Origin of the sequence: Rhodococcus sp. ARP2 (assembly GCF_001029585.1) — a bacterium.
Lineage (GTDB): Bacteria > Actinomycetota > Actinomycetes > Mycobacteriales > Mycobacteriaceae > Rhodococcus_F > Rhodococcus_F erythropolis.
In genome coordinates this window covers 1-20,288 of sequence record NZ_LEKE01000082.1, presented here as the reverse complement: position 1 = coordinate 20,288, position 20,288 = coordinate 1, and the positions used below count along the sequence as shown (strand labels likewise).

Here is a 20,288-nt window from a genome sequence, read left to right as displayed (position 1 = left end):
CGACATCAACACCGCCTTCATCGCCGGTGAAATCGATTTCGGCGCAATCGGTTCGAGTCCGGTTGCTCGTGGCCTCTCGGCACCGCTGAACATTCCGTACCAGGTCGCGTTTGTTCTCGACGTGGCCGGCGACAACGAAGCCCTGGTGGCGCGCAACGCAACCGGAATCAAGACCGTCGCAGATCTGCGTGGCAAGAAAGTGGCCACGGCATTCGCCTCGACCGCGCACTACAGTCTGCTGGCAGCACTGAACCAGGCCGGACTCAGTGCTGACGACGTCCAGTTGGTGGATCTCCAGCCGCAAGCATCCCTCGCTGCCTGGCAGCGAGGTGACATCGATGCCGTCTACACCTGGTTGCCCACGCTCGACGAACTCCGTAAGGACGGAACACAGTTGATCGCCAGCCGCGAGCTCGCGACGGCTGGAAAGCCGACACTCGATCTTGGTGTGGTGTCGACCGCGTTTGCCAAGGACCACCCCGAGATCGTCGACACCTGGCGAAAGGTTCAGGCCCGCGCGCTCACGACAATCGCCACAGACCCGGACGCGGCAGCGGAAGCTGTTGCCGCGCAATTGGGTGCCTCGAAGGAAGACGCGGCAGCACAGCTGAAGCAGGGAGTGTTCCTCACTCCCGAGCAGATCTCCTCGCCGGAATGGCTGGGCACCGAAGGCGCTCCCGGGAATCTGGCAGTGAACCTGCAGAGTGCAGCGCAATTCCTGGCCGAGCAGAAGCAGATCGACAGTGTGCCTGATCTGGCGGTCTTTCAGAATGCTCTCTATGTGAAGGGGCTTCCCGATGTCCTTGACCAGTAGCGAGACCGCACAGCAGGCCGCGGGAGGATTCGCTGCCGACCGCCCGGGCGCGATCCGAATCGACACCGTCTCGCACAAGTACGGCCACGGTCGAGAGTCCGTCACGGCACTCGGGCCGGTATCGATCGACGTCGCCCCTGGTGAGTTTCTGGTCCTCGTCGGAGCGTCGGGTTGCGGCAAGAGCACATTGCTGCGGCTGATTGCAGGTTTCGAAAATCCTTCCAGCGGAACAGTTCAGGTATCAGGATCCGATCCGATTCCCGGGTCGAGTGCCGGCGTGGTGTTTCAGCAACCACGACTGTTTCCGTGGAAATCGGTGGGCGGCAACATCGATCTGGCACTCAAATATGCCGGGGTGACGAAGAGCGAACGCGGGCGAAGGCGCGACGAGCTTCTCGACCGCGTCGGTCTGGGCGGCACAGCGGACCGGCGTATCTGGGAAATATCCGGCGGGCAGCAGCAGCGGGTGGCAATTGCCCGGGCCTTGGCGGCCGAAACGTCGTTGCTGTTGCTGGACGAGCCCTTTGCCGCATTGGACGCCCTCACTCGCGAGCGTCTGCAGGAGGACCTCCGCAGTGTCAGTGCCGAATCGGGGCGAACAAGTGTCTTCGTCACTCACAGTGCCGACGAGGCGGCCTTTCTCGGCTCCCGCGTCGTAGTTCTGACAAGCCGGCCCGGCAAGGTCGCGCTGGACCTGAAAATCGATCTGCCACGAACCGGCGTCGATCCCGACGATCTCCGAGGCTCACCCGAATACGCGGCATTCCGAGCCGAAGTCGGCCATGCGGTCAAGGTTGCTGCTGCAGCGTAGGTACCCTGCGCGTCGACTACCAGGTGGCCGCGTCGATAATAGGAAGGAGAACGTGCAGGACACGACGAACAAGGAGTGGTCATGGCAACTGAGGTGGAGTCCGGTGACCTCGTGCAGGCAGCCGGCCATGCGGGTCCGTGGACGGTAGTCGAAGTTCGCCAGGGCATGGCGTTGCTCGAACACAGTGACGGGCACAGGTTGTCGCGTCGAACGACGACATTGACCGTCGTCCGTAAGGGCTCGGGCAAGAAGACGACGGCGGTCGACGACGGGAAAGACGAAAACGGGTCGCCTACCCTGTTCGACTGATCTTCTGTCAGCCCGAGACGGCGTCAGCTGGAGAAGACGTCGTCGACGCGTTTGTCGAAGTACTCGGCGATTCGGAACGCCAGCGACAGACGCGGGTCGAAGTGTCCCTTCTCGATCGAGATGACGGTTTGGCGCGTGATTCCGAGTGCGTCGGCGCACGCTTGCTGTGACAATCCGGCCGCCGTCCTGAGTTCTTGAAGATTGTTGCGCATCAGATCTCGATCGTGGGGGCGCGGTCCCTCGACACCGCCCAGTACCGAATTCCGAAGTCGACCAGGCCGAGGGCAGTGAAGATCAGGAGCGGCAGTTCGGGAGCGCCGAAGACATTGTGCGCGATCAGCGCGATTCCCATGGCAGTGATCAAGTCTGTGAACGCGCCGAATCCGGCCTTGCGACTCCATTCTGTTTCGACGGTGTCCTCGGGATAGGCGGGAGCCTTGTTCTTTTCCGATGGGAAAAGGGCCCATACCGATCCGATGCAAGCCGGCGCCATGACGATTGCGAAGACGACGAAGGTCAACGTCTTCTGGTCGCCGGCGGTCAGTGCTGCGAAAAAGCCGAGGGTCAGCGTTACTGCGACGCCGATGCCGATAACCAGGCTCCACCGTGCCGTGGTGCTCATGAAGCCTCCCGGATGTAAGAGTTCTTTGACAGGGGTTGAGCGTAGATTCACGCACGCCGTATGTCAAAGAACTCTTACATCGCGCTCTGGGTCACGCGATTCCGAAAGGCGCTGAGTATGAAAACTTCCCCGTCTGATCAGCGCGATGCGTGGTGAGCGTTCTGATCTGAAAGTGAGCGCCCCACTCAGCTTCCGGAGACTCCACTCCGACGTCCGTGCTGGTGACGAATCCGAACCGCGGGTAGTACTCGGTGCTGCCCAAGAGTGCGATCAGCGGCACGTCCAGGGCGTCGCACGCGCCGATCACCGCATGCATCAGTGCCGAACCAACCCCGCTGCGCTGGTTACCCGGGGTGACAGCCAGCGGGCCGAGGCCAACAGCCTCCACGGGACCGACCCATCCGCGTGTTCCGATCACGAAGCCGACGATCTCACCGCCGGCTACGGCGACCAGGGACAACTTCGGTAAGTAGTCGTCCGAGGCGAAGAGTTGGCGTGTCAGTTCGATCTCGTAGGGAGTCTCGCCGGGCGGTGCCTGGTCGGCAAACGCCGCCCCGAGCAGTGAATAGATGGCGTCACGGTCGGAAGAAGTTTCGCGGCGGATGTACATGGCCACGAAACTACCCGGTTCACTTCGGATTGCGCTCCCCGTTTTCGGCTTGACGTGCCACTCGCTTTTTGTAGTCCGCACGCCCGTTCGGATCTACCGATGTCAGTGCGCGGCGATCGTCGATCACCCGGCGGCCGATGTTGATGATCCATTCGGGGACCAGTGCGTCGACGAGATCCCAGCCCGCAAGGTAACGGGGAACTGCAGTTTCGGCTCGCCGATGCGCGACCGTGTCGACGACGGCCTTGGCCACTACCTCGGGCTCAACCGTCGGCATTCCCTTTCCGAGTGGCACGCCTGACGAGAGGCCGGTCCGCACCGCGCTGGGCAGGATCGCGCTGACGCTGACCCCGGAATCTGCGAATTCGACACGGGCAGAAGCCGAAAGACCCACTGCACCGAACTTGCTGGCGTTGTACACGGCCATCCCGGGTATCGGAAGTTTGCCTGCCATCGATGCGATGTTGACGACGTGCCCGCGTCGTCGATCCACCATGCCGGGTAACACGGTGCGCATCCCGTGAATAGGCCCCCAGATGTTGACGTCGAGGGTGACTCGACTGGTGGCGTCGGACTCGTCGAGGAAGCTGCCGAGCGGCATCACTCCCGCGTTGTTGACGAGAATGTCGATGTGGCCGAATTCGCCGATCACCTTGGAGGCGAACATATCCCAGGAATCGCGCGACGTGACGTCCAGCAGGTAACCGCGGGCACGTGGGCCGATGGACTCCGCTGTGTCGACGGCCGTCTCCTCGTCGAGATCGCCGACGCATATGAGTGCACCGCGAGTAGCGAACAACTTGGCTGTCGCCCGGCCGATTCCGCGGCCACCGCCCGAGATGACGACGACCGCTCCGTCGAGATCGATCGGCGGGTAGGTGGTGCCGAAGAGGCTCATGCGGTGTACTCCGGTTCCGGACTAGTGGTGGGCTCGGATGGCGTGGGTTCAGATGGCGTGGGTTCAGACGGCGTGGGTTCAGGGGGCGTGTTGTCTGACTCAGGGTTCGACGTGTGGTTGTAGGCATACGGATCGAAGTCCCGTAGCCGTCGACGCATGGCGCCGGACGACCACGGCCAGTTGAAACTGTTGCGGCCGTTGACGTCGAAGAAATAGCTTTCGCAACCACCGGCGTTGTAGACCGTGGTCCCCAATGCCTCCTGAACCTGAGAGTTGAAGGCTGCCTGAACTTCCTCTCGCACGTCGATGGTCTGCCAGCCGTGACGACGCGCGTGGCCGATTGCCTGCGCCACATAGTTCAGTTGGGCTTCCAAGATCATGAACGCCGATGTGTGCCCGGTGCCGAGGCTCGGGCCCAGCAGGATGAATGCGTTGGGGAATCCACTGACGGCGGAGCCGAAGTACGCCTGCGGGCTTCCCTGCCAATGATCGTCGAGTGATCGACCTTCTCCGTCGAATACCTTGGATGCGATGGGCATGTCGAGGATGTGGAAGCCCGTTCCGAAGATGATGGCGTCCACCTCCGCCTCCACTCCGTCGGCGCCGATCACGGTGTTACCGCGGATCTGCTCGACGGCGTTGGCATGGACGCTGACGTTGGGTTTGCCGAGGGCCGGATAGTACGAGTTCGACATGAGCAGTCGCTTGCAACCGAGGGTGTAGTCGGGAGTCAATGCCTTGCGCAGCTTCGGATCGCGTACCTGTAGGCGCAATTGGGCTGACCCGAGTTTCTGCACGATTCGCAGGATCCATGGATTACGGAATCCCAATCCGAGCGCTTCCATGATTCCGTATTCGATGCTGCGCAAGGCTTTCTGTGCTCCCGGCACGAATCGCATGACGGACCTTTCGATCCGCGGTACGTAGTGATCGGGTTTGGGGAGAACCCATTGAGCGGTTCGCTGGTAGAGGTGAAGGGCGGAGACCTGGGAGACGATGCGCGGAACGAACTGGACTGCCGACGCTCCGGTTCCTACGACGGCGACGCGTTTTCCGGTCAGGTCGTAGTCGTGATTCCACTGCGAGGAATGAAACACCTCTCCCTCGAACGCTTCCAGTCCGGGGATCGCCGGTGTCAGGGGTTCGTTCCATGGGCCGGCAGCGGCTATCACGAAGCGAGCAGTCAGTTCGCCGCTGGAAGTTGTTATCTTCCACAGTGATTGCGACGCATCCCATCGCGCGGAGAGCATTTCGACCCCGAAGCGAACGTGTTTGTCCACTCCGTGCGTGCCCGCCGTGTTCTCGATGTATTCGCGGATCTCCGGTTGCTCCGCGAACAAGCGCGTCCAATCCGGATTGGCGGCAAAGGAGTACGAGTACAGACCGGATGGAACGTCGCAGGCGCACCCGGGATAGGTGTTGGCGCGCCAGGTTCCACCGAGGGAGTCGGCCTTCTCGAGGAGTGCGAAGTTGTCGATTCCGAGACGCTGCAGGTGGATAGCCGCGCCGATTCCGGAAATTCCACCGCCGATGATCACGACCTCGAAGTGGTCAGATTCGTTGTTCACTGAGTCTGCGCTTTCACTGGTGGGAACGAGTGGGCTGGAACGGGTGCACATCGAGTTCGCGCTTGACACTCGCACGTGTTGTACGCAGCGATGATTCGAAGGTGGCGAGCCGTCGGCGGCCGTCCATGAAGTTGGCGCCCATCACGGCAAGGTCGTCGTCGGTGGCATCGATTCGTATGACTCTGGTACCCGCGGAGCGGACCAGTTCGATCTCCTGATCGAGCCCCTTGGACATGGCATTGCGCAGGGCACTGCGTTCGATACGGGCGGCGCCGCGCGCCGGCCTCAGGGTTCGAGAAGCCATGGGCGCCAGTACAACCAGCTCGTCCAGTTGAAGGGGGAGCAGAAGGTCTACCGAAGCCGTGGATGCGGCGCCGCCGTCGATGTACCTGACGCCGTCGATCGTGACGGGTGGAAACCAGCCGGGAATCGCCCATGACGCTCGGAGCGCTTCACCGACGGTCACTTTCGGAGCCCCCTGTGCCCCGAATGCGACCCGTCGCCCCGTTCTGTAGTCCATGGATACCATGTACGCGTTCGGATGTGGGAGCCACGAATCGCCCGGAGCAAGTGATTCGGCGAGCGTAGTGAGCCAGGACGGGTCGCCGCCACCAACCGGTGCGATGCCGCTCATCCGGCTCAGAACCGGAAGGTCTCGACGCGTGAGGAGTCGTGGATTGCCGACGCCCAGTCTCGGAAGTGGCGGGAGCTTTCCGGGCGCCGACGCGATGTGGGTGAGGAGCTCGGGGCGTGCGGCGGCGTTGCCGAGTTGCATGGCAACCAACTCGTCGACACCGACTCCGCTGCCGAGCATCGTCACGAACTCGGCGCCGGCGGACGTCCCGATGATGGCTGTGGCTTCCCGTGGGTCCCAGTCGAGTGCATCCCGGACCGAGGCGAGCGCGGCAACAGTCCAGGCAAAACCGAGAGTGCCGCCGCAGCCGATGGCCAAGCCGCGTCTCGGTGCGCTGTTTTGGCGCACGGTGGTACCGGTCACATCTGAAGTCATGTTTCGGAGACTATCAGTATCCGAATAACGTCGGTACCCCAAAAATTGGTTTCAGTACTCCACTCGACGACCGTTCGCGGTATTCGGCTACCGTGGGAATCTCGATACCGAGGACCACTGGGAGGTTCCGATGGCACGATTGACCAGGCAGGAAGCGCAGGCGTTGACCCGCGAGACCCTGTTGGCGACGGCCGTCGAGCACTTTCTCGATCGCGGATACGCCGCGGCCTCTCTCGATCAGATCGCCGAGGACGCCGGGTACTCCAAGGGGGCGGTGTACTCGAATTTCAAGAACAAGGATGAATTGTGTGCCGAAGTTCTCGGCCGGATCAGGCTGACCAAGGTCGGTGAGATCACTGCGCAACTCGGGGCGAAATCGACCCTCGACGATGCGGTGGCTGAATTCGCGCGGTGGGCCGAGCGAACAATCGGGGACCAGAGGTGGACGCTGCTCGAGGTCGAGTTCTCGGTGAGATCGCGGCACAGCGAGGACATTCGGGAGAAGATCGCGGCGGGTGCCGACCAGGTGCGCGGACTGATCGCCGGATTGGTCCAACACCTCACGGAATCCAACGGGGTGACGCCGACGCTGGATCCGGACGCAGCCGCGCTGCGAATGCTCAGCGTCGGAATCGGTTTGGGGCTACAGCGCGCAATCAGCCCAGAGCTTCCCGTCGATCCGCTGGTGGATACGGTGCGGGAAATTCTGTCGGGCGGCTGAGGAGTGCGCGGAGCATGCCGCCGATCTCGGCGACCGCTGCACGGGATCCGGCACTGGGCCCCAGAACGTTGACGAAGCCGTGGATGAAGCCGGGATAGCGTCTATCCGTGACGTGAACACCGTTGTCTCGCAATCGTGCTGCGTACGCTTCGCCTTCGTCTCGGAGTGGATCGAATCCCGCCGTGATCACGATGGCTGGTGGCAGTCCGGCCACGTCTGGGGCGCGTAGCGGCGATACCAACGGGTCGAGTCGATCGGCATCCTTGCCGAGGAAGCTGGACTCGTAGAAGTTCATATTGGCCTCGGTCAGGAAGAAGCCTTCACCGAACGTCGTTCTCGAGGGAGCCTTCTCGTGAAAGTCGGTAGCGGGGTAGATCAACAGCTGTGCTGCCGGTGGCGTCTTGCCGTCGTCGCGGGCACGCAACGCCACCGTCGCGGACAGGTGCCCGCCCGCACTGTCTCCTCCGACAGCGATGCGTGTCGGGTCTGCCCCGAACTCTTCGGCGCGGTCGACGATATCCTGGTACGCGGCATAGGCGTCGTCTACCGGTGTGGGGAAAGCGAATTCGGGTGAAAGCCGGTAGTCGACCGAGATGACCCGTGCGCCGGAGGTCTCGGCCAACAGGCGACACGGAGCGTCGTGGGATTCGATGCCGCCCTGTACCCAGCCGCCGCCGTGGAAGTAGACGAGCAGAGCGCCGGTGTCGGCAGTCGGAACGTAGAGCCGGGCGCGGAGCGGGCCGTCGGCACCCGAAACGGAGATCTCTTGGGTGCGGACCTGCGCGGGTCTGCCGCCCATCATGATCGCGGTTCGGGTGAGATTGGCGCGAGCAGCGGCGAGTGACTGGGGATCGGTGGAATGTGAGGGGAGTGGCCGCGTCTTCGCGAGCGTGAGCAGCAGGTGTGCGTCGGCGTCGAGCGTGTTGCCCTCGATAACGACGGGTGGCCCGGTGATTCGACGTTTCACCGCGCTGGGCAGCGCGAATGCGGCTGCTACCAAGGACGCTTCGGCGCGATCTCGAATGCTGCGGCTGCTGGCCTGCTTCACGGATTCCGACACGTGGCGCACACTACCAAGCATGACTACTGCGGCACTGTCGATCACGCAGATCGAGAACACACATCTGGTTCGGTGCGGTCACGCCAATTGGGTCCTGGTCGAAGAGGGGGCCGATCTGACGTTGATCGACGGCGGATACCCGGCCAACGGCGCCGACGTCGAACGCTCGATCGAGCAGATCGGTCACCAGCTCGGGGATGTTCGGGCAATCCTCGTCACTCACGCGCATGTCGATCACATCGGTGGAATCGCGGACATCGTGACTCGGCTCCAGGTTCCGGTCCTGATGGATCCGTTGGAAGTGCCCCACGCGAAGCGGGAGTACCTGCAGCAGTTGTCGCCGGCCAAAGTTCCGTTGCTGTTGTGGCGGCGAGGCGCTCCGAAATGGCTACGCGACGTGATCGGAGCAGGCGCGTTGAAAGGCGCGGAACTGCCTCGAGCACAGGCCTTTGCGTCAGGTGGTGCGCTGGACGTTCCCGGTCGGATCGTGCCGATTCCTACCCACGGGCATACTGACGGCCACAGCGCTTACCTTGTCCCCGAGGCAGGAGTCATCGCGTCGGGTGACGCTCTGGTGACCGGACATGCGACGTCGAGCGTCGCCGGACCACAATTTCTGGTGTGCCCCTTCAACCATGACCGTGGAGCGACGGACCAGGCGTTGGACAATATTGCCGCTGCGCCCGCCGGCGCGCTGTTTCCCGGACACGGGCCGGTCTACGAAGGCAGCTTGGCTGCCGCAGTCGAACAGGCCCGAGCGGGCCGGACAAGGATGCGTCCATGAGTACTGTCGAAACGGTCGACGAAGGCGCGGTGCACGGTTTCCTGCACCGCCCCGAGTCAGTGCCCGTCGCAACCCTGGCATTGACCCACGGCGCCGGAAGCAATTGCGACACTGTGCTGTTGCGTGCTGTCGCCGACGGCTTTGCTGCAGCAGGAGTGCAAGTTCTGCGCTTCGATCTCGCGTTTCGGGTGCGTCGAGCTTCGGGGCCGCCGCATCCGTCGCGTGCTGCGGAGGATCGTGCGGGCATTACCGAGGTGATTGCCGCTGTTCGCTCGGACTACTCGGTGCCCGGACCCGTTCTGCTCGGCGGACATTCGTACGGCGGTCGGCAGGCGTCGATGATGGCAGCGGAGAACCCGGGACTTGTCGACGGTCTGGTTCTGCTGTCCTATCCACTGCATCCACCGAAGAAGCCCGAGAAGCTCAGAACCGAACACCTGCCCGACCTGAACACACCCGCCGTTGTCGTCCACGGATCGAAGGACGAGTTCGCGACGACGGAGGAGATACAGGCAGCACTCGACCTGGTTCCCGCCGCGACACGTCTGTTGGAGTTCGAAGGAGCGCGACACGACTTGTCCGTGGTGAAATTTCCGGTGGTGGAGGCGACAGTCGCGGCCGCATCGGCTTTGTTTGTGTTCTGAACGCCGAGCGGGCAGTTGCCCGTGTCGGTGGTTCCTGGTGAGATCGAATCATGAGTGCCCAGCCGTATCAGCCCAGTGCCCTGTCCGACGTCACGGTGAGCGTCGACGGGGACGACACAGTCGTCAGCTTCCCTCGGGTGCTGCCGTATCCCGTCGAGAAGGTGTGGGAGGCGATCACCGACCCGGAGATGTTGGCGCAATGGACGCCGTACACCGCCGATCGGAATCTGAGCCGTACCGGTGACGCCGTGATCACCATGCTCACCGAGGACGGTGCCCCCGAAATGTCGCTGCCGGTCACCGTTCACGTTGTGGAGACCACTCGGCGGCTCGAACACGAGTGGGGCCCGGACGAATTGGTGTGGGACCTGACCTCGGTCGAGGGCGGCACCCGCGTCGCACTTACGCAGAGGTCGCGCGCCGAGGGGATGGCGTCGGCACTCGCTGCCGGATGGCATTTGTGCTTCGACGTACTCGATGCCCTTCTGGCAGGCGAGCCCTTCGGACCGATCGTGGGCGAACGGGCGCGCGAGTACGGCTGGGACGCACTCAACTCCGGTTACGCGCGACAGTTGGGCATCGACGAATCTCAGGTTTGGTAGCTGCTCAGAGTTTGCGACTGGCAGGCTTTCTGGTGGAGGCTCGCACGATCAGTTCGACGGGAAGTTTCACGGATTCGACGTTCTTGCCGGAGATAAGTGCGAGTAGGTGCTCGAGCCCGGTCGCGCCGATCTTTCGGGCGGGGGACCTCACCGTTGTCAGGGGCACCGGGAGTTGCGAGACAACCGGAATGTCGTTGTAGCCGACCAGCGCAAGATCGTCGGGAATGCTCAACCCGAGATCACGGGCCACACCGAGTACGCCGATCGCGATGGTGTCGCTCACCGTGAAGACGGCGTCGGGGCGTGAATCCCCACCGAGCAATGTGGCCGCCGCATCGACACCCCCTTGAACTTCGAACTCGGACGCCACTATTCGGTTCGGCGGCAGTTCCAGACCGGCTTCGGTCAGGGCATCGCGGAAACCCGCGACGCGTTCCCGCGACGTGCTGGCGTGATCCGGCCCCGCGATCACTCCGAGATCGCGATAGCCGCAGTCCAGAAGATGCTTCCCCGCGAGGTAGCCGCCGAGGCGGTCGTCGCCGCTGACAAAGGGAAGACCTCGGTTCGGAGACGACGTCGCCGAGTCGATGTGCCGGTTCAGCAGCAGGATCGGCAGTGAGCGCAGGGGGAGCGAGTCGACGAAATCGGTACCCGGCAGGTGGATGCTGCTCAGCATGAGACCGTCGACCTGTCGGCTGACCAGGAACTCGACCGCTTTGCGCTGTGCGTCCAGATCGTCGGGTGGGCTGGAGAGCAGGACGGAGTACCCGGCTGCGGTGGCGGCTTCCTCGATGCCTTGGAACATCGTGGCCACCACGACGTCCGTCAGCCTCGGCATCACGACGCCGATGGTGGTGGTCTTGCGGGTACGCAGGCTGGCCGCCCACAGGTTCGGTTGGTAGCCGAGTTCCTCGGCAACCTGACGAACTCGGAGTGCGGAGTCGGACCAACCGTCGGCGGGCTCGGGCTGACGGAGGACCCGCGACGCCGTCGAGATGTGGACCCCGGCCTGGTCGGCGATTTCGCGCAGCGTTGGCGGACGGCCGTTGCTGCGGTTCGACGGATCGGGCGTCATCTGCGTCGGGGCTCCTGGTGTGCGTCGGTTCTGAGCTGGTTCTGAGTCGGTTGGCCGTCCGGGGATTGACGGGTGTGCAACCGGGCTCTACTCTAGGCGATGCAAACGATTGCGCAATCGTTCTCGCAATGGATTGCGCCCGAGAACACTGGAGGCCCCGTGACCACGCCGCAGTCCCTGTCCGAGCTTTTTGCCATCGACACCCTGCTGGACGCCGAGGAGATCGCGATCCGCGACACGGTCCGCAAGATGGTCGACGATCGCATTCGCCCGCACATAGGTGAATGGTTCGAAGCGGCAGCACTGCCGGCGCGTGAGCTGGCCAAGGAACTGGGCGCGCTCGGCGTTCTGGGCATGCATCTCGAGGGCTACGGCTGTGCCGGAATGAGTGCCACGGCGTACGGGTTGGCCTGCCAGGAACTCGAAGCTGTCGATTCGGGCATTCGCAGCCTCGTCTCGGTCCAGGGCTCGCTCGCCATGTTCGCGATCCACCACAACGGAAGTGAAGAGCAGAAGGAAGAATGGCTCCCGCGGATGGCGGCGGGTGAAGCCATCGGTTGTTTCGGCCTCACGGAACCCGATTTCGGATCCAACCCCGGCGGTATGCGAACCAACGCCAAGCGCGACGGCGACGACTGGGTCCTCAACGGAACCAAGATGTGGATCACCAACGGCTCCATCGCGGACGTCGCCGTGGTCTGGGCGCGAACGGACGACGGCGTGCGCGGATTTGTCGTTCCCGCCGACACTCCGGGATTCTCCGCCCCCGAGATCAAGAACAAGATGTCGCTGCGTGCGTCGGTCACCTCGGAACTGGTGCTCGAGGACGTGCGTCTTCCTGCCTCGGCGATGCTGCCCAAGGCACGCGGACTTTCCGGCCCGCTCGGCTGCCTCAACGAGGCACGCTTCGGCATCATCTTCGGCGCGATGGGCGCCGCACGTGACTGCCTCGAGACCGCGATTTCCTACGCGCGTGATCGCAAGGTCTTCGACAAGTCGCTCGCCGCGTACCAGATCACCCAGGCCAAGATCGCCGACATGGCAGTCGAATTGGGCAAGGGGCAGTTGCTCGCCATCCACCTCGGACGCCTCAAGGACGCCGGGACGGTTCGCCCCGAGCAGGTCAGTACCGGCAAGCTCAACAATGTCCGCGAGGCCATCAAGATCGCCCGTGAATGCCGCACCATTTTGGGCGCCAACGGCATTACGCTCGAGTACCCCGTGATTCGGCACGCCAACAACCTCGAATCCGTTCTCACCTACGAGGGCACCTCCGAGGTTCACCAGCTCGTGATCGGTCGCGCTCTCACCGGTGAAGAAGCGTTCCGGTGACGGTCGACGCTGTCGGAGCACTCGACGGGCTGGTGATCGCTGATTTCGGTCGCGTCCTCGCCGGCCCGTACGCCACGATGATTCTCGCCGACCTCGGCGCGGAGGTAGTCAAGATCGAGCGTCCGGGTGTCGGCGACGACACTCGTAGTTGGGGTCCGCCATGGGTCGGGGACGAGTCGAGTTACTTCCTGTCGGTGAACCGCAACAAGAAGTCGGTCACTCTGGATCTGCGCGAGCAGGAGGATCTGGAGAGTGCGCGTGAGTTGGTTCGCGGCGCGGATGTAGTGGTTCAGAACTTCCTGCCGGGAACGATGGACCGGCTGGGATTGGGTTACGACTCTGTGCGAGAAATGAATCCGCGTGCGGTTTACTGCTCGATCAGCGGCTTCGGTGGCAACAACTCTTTGCCGGGATACGACCTGTTGATCCAGGCGGTGGGCGGATTGATGAGTATCACCGGCCCCGATTCCAAGACTCCCACCAAGGTCGGCGTCGCGGTGGTCGACGTCATCACGGGCCTACACGCCAGCGTGGGAATCCTTGCAGCGCTGCGCCATCGCGATCGAACGGGCGAAGGACAGCACGTCGAGGTCAATCTGTTGTCCTCGTTGCTCTCCGCGCTCGCCAACCAGTCGTCCGGCTATGTTGCCGCGGGCGTGGTGCCTCAGGCAATGGGCAATCGGCATCCGAGCATCGCACCATATGAGGTATTCGACACCGCGGACCGTCCGCTGGTCCTCGCTGTCGGCAATGACCGGCAATTCGGTTCGTTGACAGAGGTTCTCGGAGTTCCCGAACTTGCCGCGGATGTGCGGTTCGTCTCGAACCGGGATCGGGTCGCGCATCGAGAAGAGTTGTTCGATGCCGTCACTGCTGCATTGGCCAAGGGCACTGCAGACTCGTGGTTCGAGGCGCTGACCGAGCGAGGTGTCCCGTGTGGACCTCTCAACGACATCGCCGACGCGATAGCGCTGGCGGAGCGACTGAATCTCGATCCGGTGGTGTCCATCGACGACCCGCGTCGCGATGCACCGACCCGGCAGGTAGCCAATCCGATTCGGATGAGCGGCACGCCGGCAACCTATCGGTCGGCCCCGCCGCGGTTGGGGGAGGACAGCGTTCCCACTCCGTCGGGAGTCAGTTGACCCAAGCGAATCGGCCACCGGAATACCGGTGGCCGATCTGCGTGTGTGGGTGACTCAGCTGACCTTCAGGACCAGCTTTCCGGTGTTCGCACCGGCGAAGAGAAGGTTGAGGCTGTCGCCGAACGCGTCGATACCCCCGTCGACGACGTGCTCGCGGGCAGTCAATTCGCCACTCTTGATCCACTTTCCGATCCGCTCCTGCGCTTCTGCGTAGCGATCGAGGTAGTCGAAGACCACGAAGCCGGCCATCGTGGCCCGATTGACGAGAAGTGACAGGTAGTGCGCGGGGCCTGGCTGAGGCTCGGTGGCGTTGTAACCCGCGATGGCGCCGCAGATGACCACCCGAGCGCCCAGGCGCAAACGGGAGAGAGCAGCGTCGAGAATTTCTCCGCCGACGTTGTCGAAGTACACGTCGATACCGTCGGGAGCGTTGGACTTGAGCGCCTTGTAGACGGATTCGTTCTTGTAGTCGATGGCGACATCGAAGCCGAGGTCCTCGGTGAGCCACGCGCACTTCTCCGGACCGCCGGCGATGCCGATGACCTTGCATCCGTGGAGCTTTGCGATCTGACCGACCAGGCTGCCGACCGCGCCCGCGGCACCGGATACGACGACGGTGTCACCGTCTTTCAGCTTTCCGACGTCGAGCAGTCCGAAATATGCGGTGACGCCGGGGAATCCGAGAGCTCCGAGCCAGGTCGGTAGGGGAGCGATCGATTCGTCGACCCGGGTCACATCTGTTCCGTCGGACACTCCGTACACGGAAGCGCCGAACGATCCCGCCACGATGTCCCCGACCTGGTAATCGGGGTGTTGGGATTCGGTGATGCGTCCGACGCCGTGGGCGCGCATGACGGAACCGAGCTTGACCGGCGGAACGTACGACTTGACGTCGTTGAGCCAACCGCGCATCGCGGGGTCGAGGGAGAGGTATTCGACCTTGACGACAAACTCACCCGGCCCGGCGGACGGGATCTCGGCGTCGACATATTCCCAGGTGGAAGCGTCGGGAAGTCCTGTCGGGCGGGCGGCGAGGCGTACTTGGCGGTTGGTCATCTCTCCCCTTCGGCGAAACGAATTGAACTTGAGGCCGGATTCAATATAGGTGATGGATCACGAACTGGGAAGAGTTGGATGAACCGATTGACGACTATGTATGTTCGATCGATGAGCAATGTCGTCGAAGACGCGCCTGGTTGGTTCACTCGGGCGCTGGAAGCGCCGGTCGAGACGGGGTCGGTGGAGGTCGAGGGCGCTTCGGTGCACTTTCGGGCTTGGGGGTCGGCGGGGCCGGGAATTGTGCTGATCCACGGCGGCGCAGCCCACAGTCGCTGGTGGGATCACATCGCGCCGCAGTTCGCCGAGGGGCGGCGCGTCGTCGCTCTCGACTTGACGGGCCACGGAGACAGTGACACTCGCGATGCCTACGCGATATCCCAGTGGGCTCGCGAGGTGCTGGCGGCGGCCGAGGCCGGGGGAATCGACGGCAAGCCGATTCTGGTGGGGCACAGTATGGGTGGGATTGTTTCCTTCGTGGCCTCGCATCTGCACGGTGAACTGTTGGACGGCGTTGTCATCATCGATTCGCCACTTAAGGCGCGGACGCCCGAAGAGGAGGCAGCTCGACGCCAGAATGCGTTCGGCCCCAAGAAAGTTTATCCCACCAGGGAAGACGCGATGGGTCGATTCCGCTTCGTTCCGCCCCAGGATTCGGGACTGCTTGCGGTGCGTGACCATGTGGCAGCCACGTCCATGGAGGAAGTCGATGGCGGTTGGTCATGGAAATTCGATCCGAACTTCTTTCTCCGAGTTGGCGCCGAAGATGTTCTCGACAGTGAACCGCGTTGCCGCGTAGCCTATTTCCGAGCTGAGAACGGTATCGTGTCCGATCGACTCATGGAGCACATGCGCGGACTGTTCGGACCGGAGGCCATCGTGGCGGAGATTCCCGAAGCCGGCCATCACGTCATGATCGATCAGCCGTTGCAACTCGTGACCGGGGTGCGAACTGTGTTGAGTGCTTGGGCCGTCGCAAGTCAAGTGCCGGTAAATCAAGCGGCAGGTAACATCGAGGAAAGGGTAGAAGCATGAGCACGGAATTGACGCTCGAACCGAAAGTTGAAGCTGCACTGCAGTTGTGGCACACCATGATCGAAACCGGTGACCTGTCGGCACTACCGACCATTGTCGCGCCCGACGCGCAGTTCCGATCGCCCACCGGATTCAAGCCGTACCAGTCCGCGGATGCCGTTGTGCTCATTCTCAATACGGTGATCCAGGTGTTCGAGAATTTCGAGTACCACCGTCAGTTCGCCGGAGCCAACGGTCGGCAGGTCGTTCTCGAATTCAGTGCGAACATCGGAGACAAGAGCCTCAAGGGAATCGACATGGTCGAATTCGACGAGGACGGCAAGATCGTCGATTTCGAGGTCATGGTGCGTCCGGCCAGCGGGCTCGCCGCATTGGCTGCCGAGATGGGCCGCAGGCTCGGGCAGACGCTACCGAACTACAAGGCCTGACCTGATTTCGGAGCGGGCCGGGTCTGCCTGCTCAACTCGTGCTGAATCCGCCGTTGGAGTGAAGAAGTTGTCCTGTTATCCAGCCTCCGGCGTCGGACATCAGAAATCGGACGAGGTCTGCAGTGTCGCCGGGTGTACCCAGCCGGCCGGCAGGGGTGTGGAGGGTTGTGGCCTGTTTGATCTCCGGTGTCATCCATCCTGTGTCGATCGGTCCTGGGTTGATGACGTTTGCCCTTACGCCGCGTGATCCCAGTTCGACTGCGGCGGCGATGACGATGCGGTCGAGAGCGCCCTTGCTGGCGCCGTACGGAAGATTATGGGCCGCATGGTCGCTGGTGAGTGCGATGATCCGCCCGGTCACCTGACTGACGTCGCGCTGCTCCGGAAGGCGTTCAGCGAACGCTTTGATCAGCAGCCAAGAGGCGCGGGCGTTGACCGCGAAATGTCGTTCCCAGCTCTCGACGGTGGTATCGAGGATCGAGCTGTCGACGCTTTCGCAGTGCGAGAGCACCAGCCCACGAAGGTCATTCCGCGATGCGGCAGCGTCAACGAGCTGTGCGGCCGCATCCGGCGAGGCCAGATCTCCGGGAACCAGGTCGACACGGCTCCCGAGTGCGCGACACTTCTCGGCAACGTCCTGCGGATCGTGCGCTCCGCGGACGAACCCGACGCGTTCGTCATAAGGCGCCCAGTAGCCGATCGTCAGATCCCAACCATCCTCGGCGAGACCCAATGCGAGGGCTGCTCCGATCGACTTGCTCCGGCCGACGCCGGTGATCAACACGGTCCCGCGCTTGTCAGACACTGCTCGCCTCCAGAGATGTCCTGCAATTCAAATGGGGTGAGGTCACTTCAGATGGAAGCATCACTGTAGCGGGCGAGCTGTCGACTGTATCGAGCGAGCTGTCGCCGTAGGTGCCTCGACCTGACCAGTGTCTTGACACGGCGCTGGTCACAGCGTTTGACTGAGATGCAAGCTCGAGTTGATTCGCCGGACTGTGTCCCGGGAGGTTGACCTATGCGCGGCAATGGAATTGCAGGCAAGGCTTTCTCAGGCGAGGGCTGTAGACGTGGACAAGAATCTCACCGAGCAAGGTCTCATCGCGGGACCGTCTCGGTTCTGGCTTTGGTTGGGGTGTGCGTACTTTCGTTTGCCACCACTCAGACGGCCGGCGCGCAACCGGTTGCAGAGAATGTCGATACCGGGTTCGTGATCCCTTATGCCGGGGCACCGGTCTACGAGAGCGTCGCGCCCACGCAGATGACTACTCCGGATCAACTCAACCAGCCACTCGGTCAGCAGACTGCGGAAGAGATTGCCGCGCAGATCGGACTCGAGCCAGCCGACGCTTTGACCGAGGAGCAGTATCGCGACCTCATGACCGGCGGTGGGATCGGTGGCAATCTCGAGGATGCCGAGGTGATCGACGAATGCGCTCGGATTCTCACCAATACGAACGGGCGGCCCCTCTATTCCGGCACTACGCCGTCGGTTCTGGCCAGTTACGGGTTGTACGTGAATCCCGACGGATTGCTGGAGAGTCCGGCCAACGCGGATGCTCCGACGCGACAGGTGAATACGCTGATCGCCCCTGGCGGTTTCGTGGGCACCTGGTTGCGCAACAACGGTGCGACGCACACTCTGATTGCGCTCTATCAGTCGGCATATACGGTGCAGGCAGTCTACGGATTTGCAGCGCAACAGATTTCGGGAGCAGCGCAGCTGGTGACCAACACCAAAGGCGATGTGAGTTCGGAAGTCGGCATGTCGATGGCGCCGCCGCTCTGGATAGTGAACTTCGCACTGCTCTACATCTTGAAGCCGTCACTGGCGGCGGCCATGCCTGCGCACTGGGCTCCCATTCCGCCTGCCGTTGCCGACGCCGTGAAGGCGAGTCCCACCGGTCAAGTCGCCTTCAGTGACTACGCGTCTTATTTCGAGTGATCGGTCTGCCGGACAGCGCTGACGAACTTCTCGATCAAAGCGTGGTCCTTGACGCCCCTCGACGATTCGACGCCGCTGGAGACATCGACGCCCCAGGCACCGGTGGCATCCAGCGCGTCGCGCACGTTCTCCGGGGACAGTCCGCCCGCCAGGATCCACTGGCCGTGCGGGCGTGATTGCTGTTGGGCCCAGTTCCACGGCACCCCGGATCCGGCGTCGGCGCCGTCGATCAGGAGCTCGTCCTCACCGAGGTCGAGGTTGTAACCGTCGCGGACGTTGCTGGAGACGACCGCGCGGATGACGGTGAGGCCGGCATCGTGCAGCCGCTGCACTTGCTCGGCGTCGACAAGATCGTGAACCTGTACGGTGCGAAGCCCGGTGATCTTCGCGATCTCGAGGATCTGTCCGATCGGGTTGCCGAGAAAGACTCCGATTGCACGGATGTGATCGGGAACTCGCGCGAGCAGAGCGACTGCGAGTGTGGGGTCGACTTTGCGGACGCTCTCGGCGAAGACGAAACCGATGGCGTCGACGCCCAGGCCCACCGTGAGGTCGACCGTGTCAACGTCGCGTAGGCCACAGACCTTGATGAATGTCACCTGATACAGAGTACTAGCGTCGTCGTCTAGCCTCGTGCGTGCGACATTTCTACGCGCGAGAGGCTTGACGTGGACTGGCTCTACCGAATCAGTTTGATCTCGGGACCGCTGCCGGTGATCCTGACTGTCCTTGGGGTCCTGGGTGGCGTGTGGCTGCTCGGTTCGAACGTGCGCTGGTACTACCGCAGAGCGGTGCCGATCGCGGGGCTGATTGCGCTGGTGATCATGATCGCCGTGTGGATCACCGTCGAAAAGGTGATCGTGCCGTTCCCCGATCCCATCGAGATGTCGATCTACGTGTGGATCGGAATCGGTATCTACGCGTTGCTACTTCTCGGGCCGCGAATCAAGGCGGGCGGAACCGTCGCGAAAGCGCTCCTGTCCGTGATCGCGACGGTTCTGGTCGTCATCACTGCCGCGACGCAGATCAATCTGGTTTTCGCCGCGTATCCGACTGTGGGAATTGCGTTCGGACACGACGATTTCGACCGCATCTCACTCAGTGAAGTTCCCGGTCCGACCGATCCTGTTGTCACCGGCGATCCCACCGACACTGTGTGGAAAGCGCCGGAGGGCATGCCGATTCGCGGACGGGTCACGACTTTGCCTGTCCCCGGGACGATTTCAGGATTCTCCGCGCGCGACGCGCAGGTATATCTGCCGCCGTCGTACTTCACCAATCCGCGTCCGCTTCTTCCCGTGCTCGTGCTCATGGCAGGTCAGCCTGGCAAGCCCGAGGACTGGCTCCAGGGCGGAAAGCTGACCGCGACAATGGATGCCTTTGCACGAGATCACGAGGGGTTGGCTCCAGTCGTCGTGATAGCCGATGGAACAGGGTCGCAGATGGCCAATCCGCTGTGCACCGACTCGTCGCAGGGCAAGGTCGGCACGTATCTGGCAAAGGACTTGCCCGCTGCGGTGGCGAATGCGTTCCAGATCGACACGAACCCGAGGGCGTGGGCCATCGGTGGCCTCTCTTACGGTGGTACTTGCTCACTGCAGATGGCTACCAACTACCCCGACGTGTATCCGACGTTCCTCGATCTCTCCGGTCAGTTGGAGCCCTCGCTCGGTGACCGACAGCGAACCGTCGACGAGATATTCGGCGGCGACGAGGCGGCATTCGTGAAGGTGAATCCGATGGACCTGCTGGCGACCCGGAAGTTCCCGAACTCGGGCGGAGTGTTCGTGGTCGGAACAGATGACAACGAGTTCAAGCCC

24 protein-coding genes are annotated in these 20,288 nt (G+C 62.8%); 13 read left to right on the top strand and 11 right to left on the bottom strand.

Features of this window, described 5'->3' with window-relative positions; all coding sequences use genetic code 11:
• From ABX74_RS21040 to ABX74_RS21030, 3 genes are all read left to right on the top strand, one after another.
• Window positions 1-814: ABC transporter substrate-binding protein (locus ABX74_RS21040; RefSeq protein ID WP_047889624.1), on the top strand; the 814-nt coding region annotated here is incomplete at its 5' end.
• A complete protein-coding gene (locus ABX74_RS21035; RefSeq protein ID WP_019745131.1) occupies window positions 798-1,625 on the top strand; it encodes an ABC transporter ATP-binding protein in 828 nt (275 codons plus the stop codon). The genes ABX74_RS21040 and ABX74_RS21035, both read left to right, overlap by 17 nt.
• A gap of 81 nt (window positions 1,626-1,706) precedes the next feature.
• Window positions 1,707-1,934, top strand: a complete 228-nt coding sequence (locus ABX74_RS21030; protein WP_021345436.1) for a hypothetical protein — start codon at window positions 1,707-1,709, stop codon at window positions 1,932-1,934.
• 23 nt (window positions 1,935-1,957) lie between these two features.
• On the opposite strand, the gene ABX74_RS21025 is transcribed toward ABX74_RS21030, so the two are convergent.
• The 6 genes from ABX74_RS21025 to ABX74_RS21000 form a co-directional block, all read right to left on the bottom strand.
• Window positions 1,958-2,146: a helix-turn-helix transcriptional regulator gene (locus ABX74_RS21025; protein ID WP_019745129.1), complete on the bottom strand. Its 189-nt coding sequence runs from the start codon at window positions 2,144-2,146 to the stop codon at window positions 1,958-1,960.
• On the bottom strand, window positions 2,146-2,556 hold the full coding sequence (locus ABX74_RS21020) for a hypothetical protein (protein WP_020970646.1): 411 nt from the start codon (window positions 2,554-2,556) through the stop codon (window positions 2,146-2,148). Before ABX74_RS21020 ends, ABX74_RS21025 begins: the two co-directional genes overlap by 1 nt.
• A 91-nt stretch (window positions 2,557-2,647) precedes the next feature.
• Window positions 2,648-3,166, bottom strand: coding sequence for a GNAT family N-acetyltransferase (locus ABX74_RS21015; protein ID WP_047889623.1), 519 nt, complete (start codon window positions 3,164-3,166; stop codon window positions 2,648-2,650).
• Between the two features lie 19 nt (window positions 3,167-3,185).
• Window positions 3,186-4,064, bottom strand: a complete 879-nt coding sequence (locus ABX74_RS21010) for an SDR family oxidoreductase (RefSeq protein ID WP_047889622.1) — start codon at window positions 4,062-4,064, stop codon at window positions 3,186-3,188.
• Window positions 4,061-5,632: a flavin-containing monooxygenase gene (locus ABX74_RS21005; RefSeq protein ID WP_047889621.1), complete on the bottom strand. Its 1,572-nt coding sequence runs from the start codon at window positions 5,630-5,632 to the stop codon at window positions 4,061-4,063. Before ABX74_RS21005 ends, ABX74_RS21010 begins: the two co-directional genes overlap by 4 nt.
• Window positions 5,633-5,645: 13 nt before the next feature.
• Window positions 5,646-6,641 carry a patatin-like phospholipase family protein gene (locus ABX74_RS21000; RefSeq protein ID WP_047889620.1) on the bottom strand — a complete coding sequence of 332 codons (996 nt, stop codon included), beginning with the start codon at window positions 6,639-6,641 and terminating at the stop codon, window positions 5,646-5,648.
• Window positions 6,642-6,771: 130 nt separating this feature from the next.
• Between ABX74_RS21000 and ABX74_RS20995 the strand changes: the two genes are divergently transcribed.
• A complete protein-coding gene (locus ABX74_RS20995) occupies window positions 6,772-7,362 on the top strand; it encodes a TetR/AcrR family transcriptional regulator (protein WP_019745124.1) in 591 nt (196 codons plus the stop codon).
• Here ABX74_RS20995 and ABX74_RS20990 read toward each other — a convergent pair.
• Complete coding sequence (locus tag ABX74_RS20990; RefSeq protein WP_223257978.1) at window positions 7,298-8,422, bottom strand: alpha/beta hydrolase; 1,125 nt, start codon at window positions 8,420-8,422, stop codon at window positions 7,298-7,300. The genes ABX74_RS20995 and ABX74_RS20990 overlap by 65 nt on opposite strands.
• A gap of 19 nt (window positions 8,423-8,441) precedes the next feature.
• On the opposite strand from ABX74_RS20990, the gene ABX74_RS20985 reads away from it, so the two are divergent.
• Genes ABX74_RS20985 through ABX74_RS20975 form a run of 3 tightly spaced genes read left to right on the top strand, consistent with a single transcriptional unit; the run spans window position 8,442 to window position 10,452 of the window.
• Window positions 8,442-9,206 carry an MBL fold metallo-hydrolase gene (locus ABX74_RS20985; protein WP_047889619.1) on the top strand — a complete coding sequence of 255 codons (765 nt, stop codon included), beginning with the start codon at window positions 8,442-8,444 and terminating at the stop codon, window positions 9,204-9,206.
• A complete protein-coding gene (locus tag ABX74_RS20980) occupies window positions 9,203-9,850 on the top strand; it encodes an alpha/beta fold hydrolase (RefSeq protein ID WP_047889618.1) in 648 nt (215 codons plus the stop codon). Before ABX74_RS20985 ends, ABX74_RS20980 begins: the two co-directional genes overlap by 4 nt.
• A 50-nt stretch (window positions 9,851-9,900) precedes the next feature.
• Entirely contained in the window at window positions 9,901-10,452 is a 552-nt protein-coding gene (locus ABX74_RS20975) for an SRPBCC family protein (protein ID WP_029256137.1), read from the top strand.
• A gap of 4 nt (window positions 10,453-10,456) precedes the next feature.
• On the opposite strand, the gene ABX74_RS20970 is transcribed toward ABX74_RS20975, so the two are convergent.
• Window positions 10,457-11,527, bottom strand: coding sequence for a LacI family DNA-binding transcriptional regulator (locus ABX74_RS20970; RefSeq protein WP_020970637.1), 1,071 nt, complete (start codon window positions 11,525-11,527; stop codon window positions 10,457-10,459).
• A gap of 159 nt (window positions 11,528-11,686) precedes the next feature.
• Here ABX74_RS20970 and ABX74_RS20965 point away from each other — a divergent pair, with 159 nt between their 5' ends.
• Both ABX74_RS20965 and ABX74_RS20960 read left to right on the top strand, forming a co-directional pair.
• Complete coding sequence (locus tag ABX74_RS20965; protein WP_020908950.1) at window positions 11,687-12,859, top strand: acyl-CoA dehydrogenase family protein; 1,173 nt, start codon at window positions 11,687-11,689, stop codon at window positions 12,857-12,859.
• Complete coding sequence (locus ABX74_RS20960) at window positions 12,856-14,004, top strand: CaiB/BaiF CoA transferase family protein (RefSeq protein ID WP_047889617.1); 1,149 nt, start codon at window positions 12,856-12,858, stop codon at window positions 14,002-14,004. The genes ABX74_RS20965 and ABX74_RS20960 overlap by 4 nt, the downstream gene beginning before the upstream one ends.
• Before the next feature lie 54 nt (window positions 14,005-14,058).
• Here the strand turns inward: ABX74_RS20960 and ABX74_RS20955 are convergent, their stop codons facing one another.
• Window positions 14,059-15,060, bottom strand: a complete 1,002-nt coding sequence (locus ABX74_RS20955) for an NADP-dependent oxidoreductase (RefSeq protein ID WP_047889616.1) — start codon at window positions 15,058-15,060, stop codon at window positions 14,059-14,061.
• A 111-nt stretch (window positions 15,061-15,171) separates the two neighbouring features.
• On the opposite strand from ABX74_RS20955, the gene ABX74_RS20950 reads away from it, so the two are divergent.
• Entirely contained in the window at window positions 15,172-16,095 is a 924-nt protein-coding gene (locus ABX74_RS20950; protein ID WP_047889615.1) for an alpha/beta fold hydrolase, read from the top strand.
• Window positions 16,092-16,523: a nuclear transport factor 2 family protein gene (locus ABX74_RS20945; RefSeq protein WP_019745114.1), complete on the top strand. Its 432-nt coding sequence runs from the start codon at window positions 16,092-16,094 to the stop codon at window positions 16,521-16,523. The genes ABX74_RS20950 and ABX74_RS20945 overlap by 4 nt, the downstream gene beginning before the upstream one ends.
• Window positions 16,524-16,554: 31 nt before the next feature.
• Here the strand turns inward: ABX74_RS20945 and ABX74_RS20940 are convergent, their stop codons facing one another.
• Entirely contained in the window at window positions 16,555-17,328 is a 774-nt protein-coding gene (locus tag ABX74_RS20940; RefSeq protein ID WP_047889614.1) for an SDR family oxidoreductase, read from the bottom strand.
• A 213-nt stretch (window positions 17,329-17,541) separates the two neighbouring features.
• Here ABX74_RS20940 and ABX74_RS20935 point away from each other — a divergent pair, with 213 nt between their 5' ends.
• Entirely contained in the window at window positions 17,542-18,468 is a 927-nt protein-coding gene (locus tag ABX74_RS20935; protein ID WP_047889613.1) for a hypothetical protein, read from the top strand.
• Here ABX74_RS20935 and ABX74_RS20930 read toward each other — a convergent pair.
• Window positions 18,456-19,067 (bottom strand): phosphoribosylanthranilate isomerase, encoded by a 612-nt coding sequence (locus ABX74_RS20930; RefSeq protein ID WP_047889612.1) that lies wholly within the window; start codon window positions 19,065-19,067, stop codon window positions 18,456-18,458. The two genes, ABX74_RS20935 and ABX74_RS20930, sit on opposite strands and share 13 nt — an antisense overlap.
• Before the next feature lie 69 nt (window positions 19,068-19,136).
• Between ABX74_RS20930 and ABX74_RS20925 the strand changes: the two genes are divergently transcribed.
• On the top strand, window positions 19,137-20,288 hold a 1,152-nt coding region (locus ABX74_RS20925; protein ID WP_047889611.1), incomplete at its 3' end, for an alpha/beta hydrolase.